General features: G+C 65.4%; 10 protein-coding genes. 4 read left to right on the forward strand and 6 right to left on the reverse strand.

What is annotated here, in order from left to right; genetic code table 11:
• Window positions 1-71 precede the first annotated feature (71 nt).
• The 5 genes from RFM52_RS26715 to RFM52_RS26735 all read right to left on the reverse strand — a co-directional run bounded on the left by RFM52_RS26715 (window position 72) and on the right by RFM52_RS26735 (window position 8,979).
• Window positions 72-3,242 carry an efflux RND transporter permease subunit gene (locus tag RFM52_RS26715; protein ID WP_320296483.1) on the reverse strand — a complete coding sequence of 1,057 codons (3,171 nt, stop codon included), beginning with the start codon at window positions 3,240-3,242 and terminating at the stop codon, window positions 72-74.
• A gap of 74 nt (window positions 3,243-3,316) precedes the next feature.
• On the reverse strand, window positions 3,317-4,504 hold the full coding sequence (locus tag RFM52_RS26720) for an efflux RND transporter periplasmic adaptor subunit (RefSeq protein WP_320296482.1): 1,188 nt from the start codon (window positions 4,502-4,504) through the stop codon (window positions 3,317-3,319).
• 352 nt (window positions 4,505-4,856) lie between these two features.
• On the reverse strand, window positions 4,857-6,278 hold the full coding sequence (locus tag RFM52_RS26725) for a coniferyl aldehyde dehydrogenase (RefSeq protein ID WP_320296481.1): 1,422 nt from the start codon (window positions 6,276-6,278) through the stop codon (window positions 4,857-4,859).
• A 100-nt stretch (window positions 6,279-6,378) separates the two neighbouring features.
• The gene (locus tag RFM52_RS26730) at window positions 6,379-7,509 is read right to left on the reverse strand and encodes a patatin-like phospholipase family protein (protein WP_320296480.1); all 1,131 of its coding nucleotides are present in this window, start codon (window positions 7,507-7,509) and stop codon (window positions 6,379-6,381) included.
• Between the two features lie 384 nt (window positions 7,510-7,893).
• Entirely contained in the window at window positions 7,894-8,979 is a 1,086-nt protein-coding gene (locus tag RFM52_RS26735; protein WP_320296479.1) for a citrate synthase/methylcitrate synthase, read from the reverse strand.
• Between the two features lie 89 nt (window positions 8,980-9,068).
• Between RFM52_RS26735 and RFM52_RS26740 the strand changes: the two genes are divergently transcribed.
• Complete coding sequence (locus RFM52_RS26740) at window positions 9,069-10,211, forward strand: citrate synthase (RefSeq protein ID WP_320296769.1); 1,143 nt, start codon at window positions 9,069-9,071, stop codon at window positions 10,209-10,211.
• A 239-nt stretch (window positions 10,212-10,450) separates the two neighbouring features.
• On the opposite strand, the gene phaR is transcribed toward RFM52_RS26740, so the two are convergent.
• Window positions 10,451-11,044 carry a polyhydroxyalkanoate synthesis repressor PhaR gene (gene phaR, locus RFM52_RS26745; RefSeq protein ID WP_320296478.1) on the reverse strand — a complete coding sequence of 198 codons (594 nt, stop codon included), beginning with the start codon at window positions 11,042-11,044 and terminating at the stop codon, window positions 10,451-10,453.
• 305 nt (window positions 11,045-11,349) lie between these two features.
• Here phaR and RFM52_RS26750 point away from each other — a divergent pair, with 305 nt between their 5' ends.
• From RFM52_RS26750 to RFM52_RS26760, 3 genes are all read left to right on the forward strand, one after another.
• On the forward strand, window positions 11,350-12,534 hold the full coding sequence (locus RFM52_RS26750) for an acetyl-CoA C-acetyltransferase (protein ID WP_320296477.1): 1,185 nt from the start codon (window positions 11,350-11,352) through the stop codon (window positions 12,532-12,534).
• 124 nt (window positions 12,535-12,658) lie between these two features.
• Window positions 12,659-13,384, forward strand: a complete 726-nt coding sequence (phbB, locus tag RFM52_RS26755) for an acetoacetyl-CoA reductase (RefSeq protein WP_320296476.1) — start codon at window positions 12,659-12,661, stop codon at window positions 13,382-13,384.
• A 698-nt stretch (window positions 13,385-14,082) separates the two neighbouring features.
• Window positions 14,083-17,454 carry a helicase-related protein gene (locus RFM52_RS26760; RefSeq protein ID WP_320296768.1) on the forward strand — a complete coding sequence of 1,124 codons (3,372 nt, stop codon included), beginning with the start codon at window positions 14,083-14,085 and terminating at the stop codon, window positions 17,452-17,454.
• Window positions 17,455-17,546 lie beyond the last annotated feature (92 nt).

A 17,546-nucleotide genomic window follows, 5' to 3' on the forward strand; every position in this document is an offset into this window, starting at 1 on the left:
TCGAGGGGACAATGCAAAAAGCCGCCCGGTTGTTCCCGGGCGGCTTTTATCCTTAGGATTGTGGGACCGCGCTATTCCGCAGCTTTCGGGAATGCCTCTACCGGCCCGGCGCTCGTCTCGGCAACCGGCTCGCCGGTCGCAGCCTTGCGCTTGTCGCGCCCGAACAAGCGCCGGAAGAAGGCGTAGAACCGGCTGTTCTTGCTGCGCGTGAAGATCATCAGCATCGACGGCGTCACCACCAGCGTCAGCAGGGTCGCGAAGGATAGGCCGAAGACGATGGCCGAGGACAGCGAAATCCACCATTGCGTCGACGGCGCCTTGATCGTCGTCTCGTGGTGGAAGATTTCAAGGCCGAGACCGAAGGCGATCGGCAGCACACCGAGGATCGCCGAGACGGCGGTCAGCACCACCGGCCGGGCGCGCTCCCGGCAGGTCTGCAGCACAGCGTCCATCTTGTCCCAGCCCTCCTCGCGCAGCCGGTCATAGGTGTCGATCAGCACGATGTTGTTGTTCACCACCACGCCGGCGAGCGCGATGACGCCGATGCCCGACATGACGATGCCGAACGCCTCTCCGGTCAAGAGCAGGCCCAGGAACACGCCGATCGTCGCCATGACCACGCAGGACAGCACCATCAGCACGCTGGTGAACTTGTTGAACTGCATGAGCAGCACCAGGAAGATCAGGAAGATGGCGGCCCCGAATGCCTTGCCGAGGAAGGCGCTCGCTTCCGCGCTGTCCTCGTTGGAACCAGCCAGCTTCCAGCGGATGCCGCTGCCGAGGCCCATGTCGGCGACGGCCTTGGTGACTTCCTGTTGCACCGCGGCGACCTGCGCGCCGGAGCTGACATTGGCCTGCACGACCACGGTGCGCGCGCCATCGATGCGGTTGAGGATGCCGACGCTGGGTTTTGCCTTGCGGACGACGAAGTTCGAGATCGGCACCGAGCCCTGCGGGGTCTGCACGCGAAGCTCGTCGAGTGTTGACAGGGTGCGCCGGTCTTCCGGCAGGCGCAGCCTTATGTCGACCGCCTTGTCCGCTCCGGCGGGCCGGTATTCCGAAAGCTTCAGGCCATTGGTCACCAACTGCACCACCGTGCCCACTGATGTCGGGCTGATGCCGTATTGCGCGGCCTTGGCGCGGTCGACCTCGATCGCCCAGTCGACACCGGGTGGCGGCAGTCCATCCGAGATGTCGATGACGTTGGGGATCTTGGCGATGCGTGCCGCCACGGCCCGCGCCTTGTCGTCGAGGCCGGCCGGATCGACGGCCGACAGCCGGATCTGGATCGGCTTGCCGGTCGGCGGCCCTGCTTCCGGCACGCGCACCTCGACATCGACGCCGGGAATGCCGGCCATGGCGCCGCGCAGGTCGCTGAGGATTTGATTGGCGGACTTGCGCTGGCGCCAGTCGACGAATTCGTACTGGATATTGCCGACCACGTCTTCCGGAACGTCCTGGCCGCCGCCTTGCGACTTGCCGACGCGCGTATAGACCGACTTGACGCCCGGCCAGCCGAGCAGCCGGTTTTCGGCCGTCTTGGTGGCGGCGTCCATTTCGGCCAGCGAAAGATTGCCGCGCGCATGCACATAGAGCAGGCCGTAATCCGGCTCGACGCTGGGGAAGAACTCGACGCCGGCGCCATATTTGGAATAGGCAACGCTCACGCCGATAAGAAGGCCGATGGTGAGCAGCATGACGGTGATCGGGAAGCGCACCGCCTGCTTGACGATCGCCATGTACCAGCCGTCGCGGTGATCATCCTCGTGATGCTGTGGCGCCTTGGCGAAGATGGCGCCCAAGGTCGGCGCGAACACCAGCGCATAGAGCATCGAGGCCGACAGCGTCACGATCAGCGTGATCGGCATGTATTTCATGAAGTCGCCGATGATGCCGGGCCAGAACAACAGCGGCGAGAAGGCGGCAATGCGCGTCATCGTCGCCGCGATCACCGGCCCAGCCATGCGCCTTGCGGCCAAAGCGAAGGCGTCGGCCTTCGGCATGCCTTCGCTCATGCGCCGTTCCGCGAATTCGGTGACGATGATGGCGTCGTCGACCAGCATGCCAACCGCCAGGATGAGGCTGAACAGCACGATCATGTTGATCGTGTAGCCCATCATGGCGAGCAAAAGGATGCCGATCAGGAACGACGATGGAATGGCAAGGCCGATCAGCAGCGAGGCGCGGCCGGACAGCGCGTAGAGGATGACGATGAACACCAGGATGACGGCGATCATCACATGGTTCTGCAGGTCGCCGAGCAACTGGTTGACGAAGACGGACTTGTCCTGCGTGTAGGTGACATGCATGCCCTCGGGCATCGTCTTGACGTAATTGTCCGACACCTCCCGGACATGGTTCAGCGTGTCGATCAGATTGGCGCCGATGCGCTTCTTCACCTCGATCGCGATGGCCGGCTTGCCGTCGAGACGGGTGATCGTCTCGGCGTCCTTGAAGGTCGAGCGTATCGTGGCGATGTCCTTGGCCTGCACCACGGCGTTGGGCGTGGCGACCACCGGCAGGTTGGCGACGTCCTCCGGCGTCTCGATCAGCGACGGCACCTTGACGGCGTACTTGCCCTCCGAGCCTTCGAGATTGCCGGCGGCAACCAGGCTGTTCGAAGCGCCGACGCCTTGCATCACCTGGTCGAGCTGCAGCCCGTAGGACGACAGCTTCACCGGATCGATGACGACCTCGACGAGGTCGTCGCGCGCCCCCTGCAGCGACCCTTCGAGCACGCCCGGCACTTCCTCGATCCGATCGCGCAGCTCGCGCGCCGCCGCCGTCAGTGTGCGTTCCGGCAAGTCGCCCGACAGCGTCACGACCATGACGGGGAATTCGGAGATGTTGACCTCCGTGACGACCGGCTCCTCGGCCGCCTGCGGCAGGTCGGCCTTGGCGTCCTGCACCTTGCTGCGCGTATCCTGCAGCGCGGTGGCCAGATTGGTCTGCGGCTGGAACTCGACCATCACATAGCCGCCGCCCTGGAAGGCGGCCGAGCGCATCTCCTTGAGCCCTTTCAGGCTCTTGAGCTTGCTTTCCATCGGCCTCAGCAGCAGGCGCTCGGAATCCTCCGGCGAGATGCCCTGGTAGATCAGGCTGACATACATCATCGGAATCGGAACGTCGGGTTCCGCTTCCTTGGGCGTCGACTGATAGGCGATCCAGCCCGCGATGAGCAGGAACATCAGCGCCGATATGGTGAGGCGGGCGTTGTTGATGGCGAGTCTGACGATATCCATGACTTCGGCCTGTTATGCTTCGGAGGCTTCGGACTGCCATCGCCGGATCGGTTCGGCGACCGGCGCGTCGTGCTTTACTGCGTGCCGGCGGCGGCTTCGCCGATCAGCTTGCTGATGGTCGCCTGGTCGGCCTCGACGGGCTTCACCAGATCGCCTTCCTTCACCAGTTCCTGACCGGCGACGATGATGCGCGCACCTTCAGGAATGCCGCCCAGCACCAGGCCGTGCGGCGTGTCGTCGACGAGATCGATCGGGAAGAACGCGACCTTGTCGTCCTTGCCGACGGCGCGGATGCCGAGGTCGCCCTTGTCGCCCAGCGTCACCACCGAGCGCGGCAGCATGACCGCATTGGTCGGCTCGGCGCTGAGCGTGATCTCGGCCGTCATGCCGGCGGGGATGGAGCCGTCCCCGTTGGGGATCGCCACCTCGACGCGGAAGGTGCGGGTCTGCGCCGAGGCATCGCGGCTGATGTAGCGCACGGTGCCGGTGACCTTCTGGTCGTTGACCAGGCGTACATCGGCCTCGTCGCCGATCTTGATGTAGCGCAGATCGCGCTCGCTGATCTCGCCGCGCGCGATCACCGGATCGAGCTTCAGGATCGTCGCCACCTCGCCACCCTGCATCACCGAGCTGCCGAGCTCGACGGGGACGCGGTCGATGACGCCGTCGAAGGGCGCCTTGACCTCGTTGCGGTCGAGTTCGGCCTGCGCGGTATCGAGCTGCGATTGCGCGAGCGTCAGGTTGGAGCGGGCCGTGTCGAGCTGCAGCTTCGGCAGATTGCCGGTCTTGGCCAGACGCTCGGCGGCGTCGAGCTCGGCCTTGCGCTGCACAAGCAACTGCTTGGCGTTGTCGACATTGGAGATCTTCTCCTCGGCCGCGAGCATGAGCACGAGATCGCCGGTCTTGACGTGGTCGCCCTGCTTGACCGGCAGCTTGTCGATGACGCCGGCAACGCGCGTCGCCAACACGGCGCGCTTGTCGGCCTCCGTGAGACCCGAAATCCGTATCGCCCGCGCGAAGGTCTTGCGCGGCGGCGTTACCACCGCGACGGTACGCAACGGGGCCTTCGGCTCGGCCTGCGCCGCGTCCGGCTTGGCGGCCTGCGGCTGCGCCGGCTTGCCGGCGTCAGCGGGATGTTTGTCGGTGGTAACCGACTTGTCGGCGGCACTGCCGACCGACGAAAACTCGCCGGTCCCCATCCAGGCCGCGAACCCGATGAGCACGACAATGGCTGCAAGCTTGTGAAACCTGATTTTCGGCATCGTCATTTTTCCGTTGCAGGACCTGGCGAGGTCGGCGCTTCCGACTCGGGCGCGCGGCCGATATGGGTGTGCGCGGGGCCTAGTTCAATTTGCCGTGATCGGCGAAGCGCCGCTTCTACCTGAAAGTTGCGGCGCAATATAGCCGGAAAAGTTGCGGAAGCATTGCGGCGCGGAATGTGATTTCTCGACAAACAACGACTTTTCTGCCTGCGGCTGGCGCTTTTGCGGGCGCGCCGACAGTTTCCCCAAGGTTACTGGCAGCAGCCGTCAGTATGATGCAAAAAATCTTCCGCAAGCAGCGACAATCGCTTGTTTGAAGCAGTCACGCCCCGCCATTTCCCGGCTAAAGTTGTCAAGTAATGAGGTTGAGCAACCGGAAGAGACGCTCGAAGGTCCTGCCGTAAGGCGGACGCAGCAGGCCACCGGCGCTGAACTTGGACTGGATGAAGATCGGCTTTTCCTTGCTGAAGGTGCGAAAGCCCCATTCGCCGTGATAGGCGCCGGTGCCGCTCTCGCCGACACCGCCGAAGGGCTGCCGTTCCTGCACCAGATGCAGCATGCAGTCGTTGACCGTGACGCCGCCGGCCACGGTTTCCCGCATGACCCTCTGGCGATTGGCGCTGTCGCTGCCGAACCAGTAGAGCGCCAGCGGACGCTCGCCCCGGTTCACATGCTCGATGGCCTCATCCACCGTGCCATATTCGACGATCGGCAGGACTGGCCCGAAGATCTCCTCGCGCATCAGCCGCAGATTCTCGCCCGCATTGCGCACCAGCACGGGCGCCATCTTGCGGTCGGTGACGCCGAGCTTCTCATTCGCGGGATTGACCTCGGTAATGTCGGCGCCGCTGTCGCGCGCTTCCGTGACCATGTCGACCAGCCGCCGGTGATGCCGTTCGCTGACGATCGCCGTATAGTCGCGATTGTCGCCGAGGCGCGGATAGAGCTTCGCGATTGCCGAGGCGAACTTGGCCGCGATCGCCGCGCCCTGGCCTTGCGGCACCATCAGATAGTCCGGCGCGATGCAGGTCTGGCCGGCATTGAGCAGCTTGCCATAGGCGACGCTGGCGACGGCCGCGTCGAGATCGCAGGACGGATCGAAGATCGCCGGCGACTTGCCGCCGAGCTCGAGCGTCACCGGCGTCAGATTGGCGGCGGCGGCCAGCGCCACCTGGCGGCCGACGGCTGTCGAGCCGGTGAACAGGAGGTGGTCGAACGGCAGCGACACGAACGCCTTGCCGACCTCCGCGTCGCCGACCATCACGCAGACCTCATCGGCGGCGAAGTATTTTTCGACCAGGCTGGCGAGCAGGTCCGAAAACTTCGGCGTCAGCTCCGACGGCTTGATCATGACGCGGTTGCCGGCCGCCAGTGCCGCGGTCGCCGGCGCGATGGCGAGCTGGAAAGGATAGTTCCAGGGCGAGACGATGCCGACGACACCGAGAGGCTGCGGCAAGAGGCGGTTGCGGCCCGGCAGGAACGGCAGGCTGGTGGCGACGCGGCGCTCGCGCATCCAGGCGCCGAGATGCGACAGCACATGCCTGATGCCGGCGCGCACGACGAACAGTTCGGCAAGCCGCGTTTCCTCGGCCGAGCGAGCGGAGAAATCGCTGTCGATCGCCGCGCAGATCTCGGCCCCATGCCTTTCGGTGAGCGCGAGAAGGCGGCTCAGCCGGTCCTTGCGCGCCTCCAGCGTCGGGAACGGCTCTTTCTCGAAGGCCCTGCACTGCGCTTCAAACCTGACCCCGAGAGTATTCTGTCTGGTCTGCAGCATCGCCACCTCCCGTTTACGTCGACGTAAGACTACATCGCGCCGAAGACGTGATCCAGCGCCTCGCCGGTTCCGCTGGGGAAGATGCTGACAATCGAGCGCTCTACGCCCGCCGCCGCGCGGATTCCGGTTTGACATGGGCGGCCAGGAATTCCTTGACGCGACGGCCCGGCGCCGGGCCGCGCAACGGCTTGAAGCCGTCGTCGAGCTCGCCCGAGAGATCGAGTGTCGGCCGCTGGCCGACGGCGTCGTAATTCTCCTCCAGCCAGTCGCTGGCGGCGCTGCGGCCGAGGTCGCGCAGATAGGCGATGAAAGCCCATTCGGCATTGACCTTGGAAGACGCGGAGAGGTCCTTGAACGCCTCGTCGGCATCGATGCGGTGCATGCGGATGTCGCGATATTCGCCATGCGGCAGGCGTCCGGCCGCGATCAGTTCCTTGACGAAGGCGATCGAGCGGAATTCGCGCAGCAGCCCGGCGTTGAAGGTGATCTCGTCGATGCGGTTCTGGATCTCGTTGGCGCTTTTCGGCGTGCCTTCGCGCACGACCGGGTTGATCTGCACTAGGAGCACGTCCTCGGTCGCCGCCGTCTTGAAGAACGGATAGAGCGCCGGGTTGCCGCCATAGCCGCCATCCCAATAGGGCACGCCCTTGATCTCGACCGCCTGGAACAATTGCGGCAGGCAGGCCGAGGCCATCACCGTGTCGAGGTCGATCTCGCCGTCGGAGAAGACGCGCAATTGCCCGGTCTCGACATTGGTCGCCGAGATGAACAGCTCCATCGACTTGCAGGCGCGCACATTGGAAAAGTCGATCTCCTTCTCCACCACGTCGCGCAGCGGGTTGAGGCCGAGCGGATTGGCGACATAGGGCGAGAACACCCGCGACATCGTGTCGAAGAAGACGTAGCCGGGCGTGTTCTCGATCGACCAGTTGCCCCAGGCCACGTCCCAGGGCATGCGCTGCACCGGGCTGAAACGGCCTTTCGAGGCCACCGCCCGCCAGAAATCGTCGAGCTTTTTGCGCGCGCCTTCCACGCCGCCACGCACAAAACCGTCGGCCAGCGCCACCGCGTTCATGGCGCCGGCGCTGGTGCCGGACACCGCCGCGATCTCCAGCCGCCCATCCTCCAGCAGCCGATCGAGCACGCCCCAGGAAAAAGCGCCATGCGAACCGCCGCCCTGGAGCGCGACGTTGATCTTCTTCTTTTCCTCCGCCTTGCCGTTCTTCGCCATGGCGTTCCTTGTCTCGATGTGCCGGCCTGCCGCGGCGTCATTTGGACGAAGTCGGCGCAGTCAGCTTATGTTGCAGTGCAGCATATAAGGGCGGACCAAGGCAAGAACACGAACACACAAGCGTGATCTGATGAAATTTCGGTCATGGGGTTCTTTCCTCGCCCCCGCAAAGCGGGGGAGAGGTGGCCCGGCGAAGCCGGGACGGAGAGGGGCCTTCGCGGCCGCCGGAGGTTTGGCTCCCGCGAACTACTACTACTACTGCCTATTGAGGAGTCAGCCAGCACTTCGCCCGGAAGGGACGCCGCTTTACGGCCAGCGTCCCCCTCTCCGTCCCGGCTTCGCCGGGCCACCTCTCCCCCGCTTTGCGGGGGCGAGGAACCAAGCTCAGGCCACGAGATCGGGCATCGGTCCGACATACCGCGACTGCGGCCGGATCAGCCGCCCAGTCGCCTGCTGCTCGCGCGCGTGGGCGAGCCAGCCGGCAACGCGGCCGGCGGCAAAGACGTTGGAGAATGCCTCTTTCGGGAAGCCGACCGCTTCCAGGAGAAGCGCGGTGTAGAACTCGACATTGGTCTGGATCGAGCGTTGCGGCTTGGCGATCCTGAGCACTTCGAGCGCCGCCTGTTCCACCGTCTCGGCGAAGGCCAGCCGGCTACCGGTCTCATTGCGGGAACCGAGCTGCCGCACGACCGTCTTCAGGGCGTCGGCGCGCGGGTCGCGCACGCGGTAGATGCGATGGCCGAAACCCATGATGCGCCGGCCGTGCGCGATCTCGTTACGCAGCCATGCGGTGGCATCGTTGCTCGCCACGATGGCGTCCAGCATCTCGACCACCGGCCCCGGCGCGCCGCCATGCAGCGGGCCTTTCAGCGCGCCGAGCCCGGCCAGGATCGCCGAGGGCAGCCCGGCCTGCGTCGACGCTACCACGCGGGTTGCGAAGGTCGAGGCGTTGAGGCCGTGGTCGCAGACCGTCACCAGATAGCTGTCCAGCGCCTTGGCAAGCGCCGGCGAGGCAGTGCCGGTGAGCATCCGCAGCATATCGCCGGCATGATCGGCATTTTCGTCGGGGGCGACCGGCGTCTCGCCCCGGCCAAGGCGCAGCAGTGCCGGCGTCAGCACAGCCGGCGCCGCGATGAGCCGCAGCGCATCGGCAAGCCCGTCGCCGTCCGGCAGGACGGCCATGCCGGCCCGCATGCCGCTGTAGACGTGGAGCGGCGCCAGCTGGGCAAGCATCGGTTTCACACGATCAAATACTTCCACCCGCGCCTTGCCGATCGCCTTCTCCAGTTCGGCATCGCCCGGAAGGTCGTCGAAGAAGCCGTCGAACAGCAGCCGCACCACCTGCGCGTAGCGCCAGTGGCCGGCGAGCTCCATCAGCGAATGGCCCCGGATGGTGAGGTGCCCGCCCACACCGTCGACATCGGAAAGCACCGTGTCGGCCGCCACAATATCATCGAGCCCATTCGCCATGATCGTCTCCTTGACCTTTTGTGCATTGTAATTAATGCTGCACAATCAATGCATCAATCTTGATCAAGATAATCAATGTAAGGCGGCAGATGACGGAGTGGCTGACGCGGGATGAAGCGCTGGAGCGGCTGAGCGTCCGGCCGCAGACGCTTTATGCCTATGTCAGCCGCGGCCGCATCGGCATGAAGCCGGACGACGCCGACCCGCGCCGCAGCCAGTACCGCGCCGACGACATCGCCGCCCTTGCCACGCGCCGCGACCGCGGCAGGAGCCCGCAGGCGATCGCCGAAGGCGCCATTGCCTGGGGCGAACCGGCGATCGCCACTTCCATCTCGACGGCGCTGCATGGCCGCCTCATCTATCGCGGCAGGGACGCCGTGGAGCTTTCGGCGACGGCGACGCTCGAGCAGACCGCCGAACTGCTGTGGGCCTCCGACCGTCCGGTGTCGTTCGCTTCGCTGACGCCGTCAGCCGCCCGGCAAAGCGGCACGCCAACGGCCTTTGCCAGGCTGTCGGCGCTGGCGGCCGAAGGCTGGCCCTCGCTTGGCCGCAGGCCGGCCATGCTGCAGCAGGACGGCGCCGCGGCGACCAGCGCGCTGGCCACGGCGCTCGGCGCGACGCCAGGCTCCGAACCCGTGCATTTAAGGCTGGCGCAGGGCTGGTCGGTTGACGCCGCGGGCGCAGACCTCATCCGCAAGGCGCTGGTGCTGCTGGCCGATCACGAGCTCAACGCCTCGACCTTCGCCGCCCGCGTCGCGGCCTCCACCGGCGCGCCGATCGCCGCCTGCCTGCTCGCCGGCCTTGCGACGCTGAGCGGCCCGCGCCATGGCGGCGCCGGTGCTGCGGCGATCGCGCTGGTCGAGGATGCGGAGCGGCTGGGTCCGGACGAGGCGATCGCCCGCTGGCTGGCGCACGACCGGCCGCTGCCAGGCTTCGGACACCCGCTCTATCCGGAAGGCGACCCGCGCGCCGAGGGCCTGTTTTCCGATTTCAGGATCGACGACGGGTTGTTGCAACTGCGCAAGGCGGTTCTTGCCGCGACCGGGCTGCATCCGAACATCGATTTCGCTTTAGCCGCGATCACCCGCGGCCTGCGCCTGCCCACCGACGCTCCGTTCCGTCTGTTCGCCCTCGGCCGCAGCGTCGGCTGGACCGCGCATGCCGTCGAGCAGGTGACCAGCAACAGGCTGATCAGGCCCCGCGCCCGCTATGACGGGCCTGTGGGGACGTAGTGTCACCAACGCCTTGCAATGAAGCGCCGTAGGGTGTGTTGAGATTCAGGTCAGGCCGAGTCGAGAACGATGGCTTCCGAGAACCGGCCTACGCCGGCCGTAGCCTTCATAGAGCGAAGGCACTTATGAGGGCTTCGGCCGGCGAAGGCCGGAGCGGAGCGTACTTAAAGTACGTGAGCACCGGAAGCGCAGGAGGCCGTCGTTCGCAGGCCGGCCTCACCTGAATATCAACACACCCGTCAGGACATCGTGTCCAGCTTGCGCTGCATGGCCGCAATCTGCGCCTTCAACTCCTGCAGGTCGTCGCCCTTTTCTTCCTTCTTCGGCGGCTCGGCAGGTGCTGCCGAATTGCCGCCGGCGGATGGGAACGGCGTGAACATGCGCATGGCGTTCTGGAACATCTCGACATTGCGGCGCGTCTGTTCCTCGAGCGCCTTAATCGGCGTCTTCATCATGTCGATCGGCGCCTTGCCGAAGGCGCCCTTCAGCTGCTCGCGGAACCGCTCCTGCTCCTTGGAGAAGGCAATCATCGACTGTTCGAGGAAGCTCGGCACGATCATCTGCATCTGGTCGCCGTAGAAGGAGATGAGCTGGCGCAGGAACGGGATCGGCAGCATGTTCTGCCCATCCTTGTTCTCGAGCTCGAAGATGATCTGCGTCAGCACCGGATGCGTGATGTCGTCGCCGGTCTTTGCGTCCTGGACCGTGAATTCCTCGCCCTTCTTGACCATCTCGGCCAAGTCCTCGAGCGTCACATAGGTGCTTGTGCCGGTATTGTAGAGCCGGCGATTGGCATACTTCTTGATGACGATCGGGTCGTCTTTTGCGGCCATCCGTATCCTCCCCAGGACACCGGCACCTCTAGGAGTAAGCGGCCGGTAACGATTGCACCCTTTATCGAGGATACGCGCAAAAGCGTCACAATTCCAAGTGGTTTGTGCACTGCGGCATCAATTAATGCTGCACAGCCATTGCAAAATCCGCCGCATTGCCGACCTCACGTTACCGCGACTGGCGCGCGCTCTGCTTGCCGCGCATGGCGGTCATGCCCATTTCCGGTTTGACTCAGGGTTTCGAACGGGCAAGAAAGTCCTAAAGCGATCTCGAAAATACGCCACCTCGAAGTCTGGAGAAGAAAATGTCCGCTTCCAATTCAATCGTCGTCGCCAGCGCCGCCCGCACCGCGGTCGGCTCCTTCAACGGCAGTTTCGCCGCCACGCCGGCGCATGAGCTCGGCGCCGTCGTCATCAGGGAATTGCTCGCGCGTTCCGGCGTCGAGGCGGCGGAAGTCGACGAGGTCATCCTCGGTCAGGTGCTGACCGCCGCTCAAGGCCAGAACCCGGCGCGCCAGGCCTCGATCAACGCCGGCCTGCCGAAGGAGACCACCGCCTGGGGCCTCAACCAGGTCTGCGGCTCGGGCCTGCGCGCCATCGCGCTCGGCATGCAGCAGATCGCCACGGGCGATGCCAAGGTGATCGTCGCCGGCGGCCAGGAATCGATGTCGCTGTCGCCGCATGCCGAGCATCTGCGCGCCGGCGTCAAGATGGGCGACTACAAGATGATCGACACCATGATCAAGGACGGCCTGTGGGATGCCTTCAACGGCTACCATATGGGCAACACCGCCGAGAACGTCGCACGCCAGTTCCAGATCACCCGCGAAACCCAGGACGAGTTCGCGCTCGCCTCGCAGAACAAGGCCGAAGCCGCGCAGAAGGCCGGCAGGTTCAAGGACGAGATCGTCGCCTTCACCATCAAGGGCAAGAAGGGTGACACCATCGTCGACCAGGACGAGTATATCCGTCTCGGCGCGACGCTCGACGCCATGACCAAGCTGAAGCCCGCTTTCGACAAGGACGGCACGGTCACGGCCGCCAACGCCTCCGGCATCAATGACGGCGCCGCCGGCGCGCTGCTGATGACCGAGGCCGAGGCTGCCCGGCGCGGCATCACCCCGCTGGTCCGCATCGCCTCCTGGGCGACCGCCGGCGTCGATCCGGCGATCATGGGCACGGGGCCCATTCCCGCTTCGAAGCGGGCGCTGGAAAAGGCCGGCTGGTCGGTCAAGGATCTCGACCTCGTCGAGGCCAACGAAGCCTTCGCCGCGCAGGCATGCGCCGTCAACAAGGGCATGGGCTGGGACCCCTCGATCGTCAACGTCAACGGCGGCGCCATCGCCATCGGCCATCCGATCGGCGCGTCTGGCGCCCGCGTCTTCAACACGCTGGTCTACGAGATGCGCCGCCGCGGCGCCAAGAAGGGTCTCGCCACGCTTTGCATCGGCGGCGGCATGGGCGTCGCCATGTGCGTCGAAGCACTCTGAAAGAGAAGTGAGTAGTGAATAGGGAGTAGCGAATAGGGAAGAATGGCGTCAGCGCGACAGGATATCAAACCCCTACTCGCTACTCGCTATTCCCTATTCACTCCCGACCAAAGGGAGGGAATGCATGAGCAAGGTAACAATCGTCACGGGCGGGTCGCGCGGCATCGGCGCGGCGATATCGGTCGCCTTGAAGAACGCCGGCTATTCGGTCGCGGCGAACTATGCCGGCAATGACGAGGCGGCACAGAAATTCAAGGCCGAGACCGGCATCCCGGTCTACAAATGGTCCGTCGCCGACTACGAGGCCTGCGCCGCCGGCATCAAGCAGGTCGAGGCCGATCTCGGTCCGGTCTCCGTGCTGGTCAACAATGCCGGCATCACCCGCGACGCCATGTTCCACAAGATGACGCCCGCGCAGTGGAAGGAAGTCATCGACACCAACCTCTCCGGCGTCTTCAACATGACGCATCCTTTGTGGAGCGGCATGCGCGACCGCAAGTTCGGCCGCGTCGTCACCATTTCCTCGATCAACGGCCAGAAGGGCCAGGCCGGCCAGGCCAACTACTCGGCCGCCAAGGCCGGCGACATCGGCTTCAGCAAGGCTCTTGCCCAGGAAGGCGCCCGCGCGGGCATCACCGTCAACGTCATCTGCCCCGGCTATATCGCGACCGAAATGGTCAAGGCGATCGACGAGAAGGTGCTCAACGAGCGCATCATCCCGCAGATCCCGGTCGGCCGCCTCGGCGAACCGGAAGAGATCGCGCGCTGCGTCGTCTTTCTGGCTTCCGACGAGGCCGGCTTCATCACCGGCTCGACCATCACCGCCAATGGCGGCCAGTACTTCGTCTGATACGCACGACACCAAGGCGGCTCCGGCAACGGAGCCGCCTTTTTCGCCCGCCGGCAAGCCCGGCGCGACACCGTGCCTCAATCCGGCACGCAAAAGTTAACGGCCCCGGCCACGCCCTGTGCGCAACCCCTCTCACAAGCTGTGAATCCTCGGTGGGCAAGCTGTGGATAACACCATATCTAGGGGTGAACAAACCGGGAAACTTCGCGCATCTCTGATTCGTCGCCGATTCGTTCTGGCTTTGGCCGAAAAGTTAATGGCGGAGCGCCAAAACATTACCGAAATCGTTAAATGCCGTTAAGAAAAATCAACAATTTCATAACCTTGCGAGCGTCCCTAGAGTCGACCGCGGCGGCTCGCCGGCAAAAGTTAACGACCGCTCGGGTCCAGCGGCGGTCAAGCATGAATCGGGCCAATTGCCCGATTCAGCATGTGGTGAGACTCAGCGTCAAAAAATCCACATATAGCCGTGAACAAAACCTGAATCAGAACGAGTCAGCGATTCGTCGCTGATTCGTTCCAGACTCGTTCCAGCCGTTAACAAGCAGCCGATTTTGAACGCCCCGGCCTGCCTCGCCTGTCTCCAAAGGAACATTCCGCTTTCGCTTCACGCCCGAAGTCCCTATGTGTCGCCTGTCACACGCGGCGGCATCGCCGTGCTTCAGACTACAAGCGGCAGAAACCTTATTTCCGAGCCGATGAACATCCAGCCGAAACATTCCCAGCCGCTGATCCTTTCAGGCCGCGACGTGACGGCCGTGCTAGGGCCCACCAACACCGGCAAGACCCATCTCGCCATCGAGCGCATGGTCGCGCACGAGACCGGCATCATCGGCCTGCCGCTGAGACTGCTTGCTCGCGAGGTCTATGCCCGTGTCTGCGAGAAGGTCGGCGCCCACAAGGTGGCGCTGATCACCGGCGAGGAGAAGATCGTGCCCGCCGGCGCGAAATATTCCGTCTGCACCGTCGAGGCGATGCCGCGCGAGACCGACGCCGCCTTCGTCGCCATCGACGAGGTGCAGCTCGCCGGCGATCTCGAGCGCGGCCATATCTTCACCGATCGCATCCTGCATCTGCGCGGCCGCCAGGAGACGCTGCTTCTGGGCGCCGCCACCATGCACGGCATCCTGCAGAAGCTGCTGAAGGGTGTGTCGGTGGTGACGCGGCCGCGGCTGTCGCACCTTGCCTATGCCGGCTCGAAGAAGCTCACCCGGCTGCCGCGGCGCACGGCGATCGTCGCTTTCTCCGCCGACGAGGTCTATGCCATCGCAGAACTGATCCGCCGCCAGCAGGGCGGTGCTGCCGTCGTGCTTGGCGCGCTTTCGCCGCGCACCCGCAACGCGCAGGTCGAGATCTTCCAGTCCGGCGACGTCGACTATCTCATCGCCACCGACGCCATCGGCATGGGGCTGAACCTCGACCTCGACCATGTCGCCTTTGCCCAGAACCGCAAATTCGACGGCTACCAATACCGCAACCTGACCGCGGCCGAGCTTGGCCAGATCGCGGGCCGCGCCGGCCGGCACCTGCGCGACGGCACGTTCGGCGTCACCGGCCAGGTCGATCCGTTCGACGAGGATCTGGTCGCCAAGGTCGAGGGGCACGACTTCGACCCGGTGAAGGTGCTGCAATGGCGCACCGCGGATTTCGACTTTTCCAGCCTCGATGCGCTGAAACGCTCGATCGAGACCAATGCACCGGTCGAAGGGCTGACCCGCGCGCTGCCGGCCGTGGACGCGCAGGCGCTGGAGCATCTGTCGCGCGACGGCGATATCCGCGCCTTGGCCACCGGCAAGGAGCGCGTGGCGCTGCTGTGGGAGGCCTGCGCGCTCCCCGACTACCGCAAGATCGCGCCGGCGCAGCATGCCGACCTCATCGCCTCCATCTATATGGACCTTGCTCGTCATGGCCATGTCGATGAGAATTACATGGCCGAGCAGGTGCGGCGCGCCGACACGACGGAAGGCGATATCGACACGCTCTCGCACCGGATCGCGCAGATCCGCACCTGGACTTTCGTCTCCAACCGCCCCGGCTGGCTGGCCGATCAGCTACACTGGCAGGAAAAGACGCGCGAAATCGAAGACAGATTGTCGGATGCGCTGCATGAGCGGTTGACGAAACGCTTCGTAGACCGCAGGACTTCCGTCCTCATGCGGCGCCTTAGAGAAAATACCATGCCTGAAGCCGAAATCAGCCCTACCGGAACCGTCCTCGTCGAAGGCCATCATGTCGGCGAGTTGCAAGGGTTCCGCTTCACCGCCGACCAGAGCGCCGGCGGCGAGGACGCCAAGGCGGTGCGTACCGCCGCCCAGAAGGCGCTCGCGGCCGAGTTCGACGCGCGCGCCGAGCGCTTTGCCGCCTGCGCCAATGGCGACCTGGCCTTGGGCTCGGACGGCATCTTGCGCTGGATCGGCGCGCCGATCGGCACGCTGGTCGCCGGCGACGAGGCGCTGAAGCCGCGCCTGGTGTTGCTTGCAGACGAGCAGCTGACTGGCCCTGCCCGCGACAAGGTGGCGGCGCGCGCCGAGCGTTTCGTCAATTTCCAGATCGAGTCGCTCTTGAAGCCGCTGGTCGATCTGAAGAATGCCGACCAGCTCACCGGCATCGCGCGCGGCATCGCCTTCCAGCTGGTCGAGCATTTCGGCCTGATCAACCGCCGCGACATCGCGGAGGAGATGAAATCTCTCGACCAGGAAGGCCGCGCGGCGCTGCGCCGCCTCGGCGTCCGCTTCGGCGCCTACCATGTCTTCGTGCCTGCGCTGATCAAGCCGGCGCCGGCCGGCCTGGTGACCTTGCTCTGGGCGCTGAAGAACGACGGCAAGGACAAGCCTGGCTTCGGCGACGTGGTGCATGCGCTGGCCTCGGGCCGCACCTCGGTGGTCATCGACCCGGCCTTCGACAAGACCTTCTACAAGCTCGCCGGCTACCGCAATCTCGGCCGCCGCGCCGTGCGCATCGATATCCTGGAAAGGCTTGCCGACCTCATCCGCCCGGCGACCAACTGGAAGCCCGGCCTCGGCCAGCGTCCGGACGGCGCCTATGACGGCCACGCCTTCATGGTGACGCCGCCGATGATGTCGATCCTCGGCGCCACCGCCGACGACATGGAAGAGATCCTCAAGGGTCTCGGCTATCGCTCCGAGGCAAAGCCGGCCGCCGAGGTGAAGGCGAAGCTCGACGCGCAGGACGACGCCGCCCGTGAAGCGGCCGCGGCCAAGCTTGCCGCGGAAGAAGCGGCACGTGCTGCGCAAGCGACGGAAGCCCCCGAAGCCGCGGCCGAGGCAACGTCGGTCGAGAGCCCGGAGACGGCCGGCGCCGAAATCCATGCGACGGAGACCTCGACCGAAAGCGCGGCGGAACCTGTCGGCGAAACAACCGGACAGGAGACCGTGGAAGCGGAGGCTCCCGTGGAAGCTGCAGCGGCAAGCGAGCCGGCAGCGCAAAGCGATGAGCCGGCAGGCGAGGCCGTGACGGAGGAAGGCGGGCCCTCGGCTCTGGCCGGGTCCTTGCAGACCGAAACCCCGACTGCAAGCGAGGCCACCGCACCTACTGAAACGACGACGGAAGCCGCCACCGGCGAAACCCCGGCCGAGGCTGAGGAGCCGAAGCCTGTCCTTCTGTGGCGTCAGGCGCGTTTCGACCATCAGCGTCCGCGCCATCGCCACGACAACCGTCGCGACAATCGCCCCCGCGGCGGCCAGCCCGCGCGCGACGGACAGGCGGGCGCCGCTAGCGGCCAGCCTGGCGACAAGCCCGCCCATGAGGGCCGCCGCGAGCAGCGCGACGGCGCTGGCAAGCCGCGCTTCGACCGCTCGAAGTTCAAGCCGAGACCGGAGACCGGCGACCGGCGCGAAGGCAGGCCGCAAGGCGAGCGCCCGGATCGCCACGAAGGGGGCCGCCGCGAGGGCCGGCCCGACTGGAAGGGCAACAGGCAGGACGGCAAGGGCAATGCCCCGGGCGGCAAGCCGGCCTTCCAGGGCAAGCCGCGCGAAGAACGTCCGCAGCGCTTCGATCCGGATTCGCCCTTCGCCAAGCTCGCCGCCTTGCGCGACCAGCTGAAGAAATAGCCTAGAGCATGATCCCGAAAAGTGGGAACCGGTTTTCGGGCGAGATCATGCTCCAACGAAGAGACAGCATGATCCCGAACCGAAGGACCGCG

The sequence above is a fragment of the Mesorhizobium humile genome, from assembly GCF_033977215.1.
Lineage (GTDB): Bacteria > Pseudomonadota > Alphaproteobacteria > Rhizobiales > Rhizobiaceae > Mesorhizobium > Mesorhizobium humile.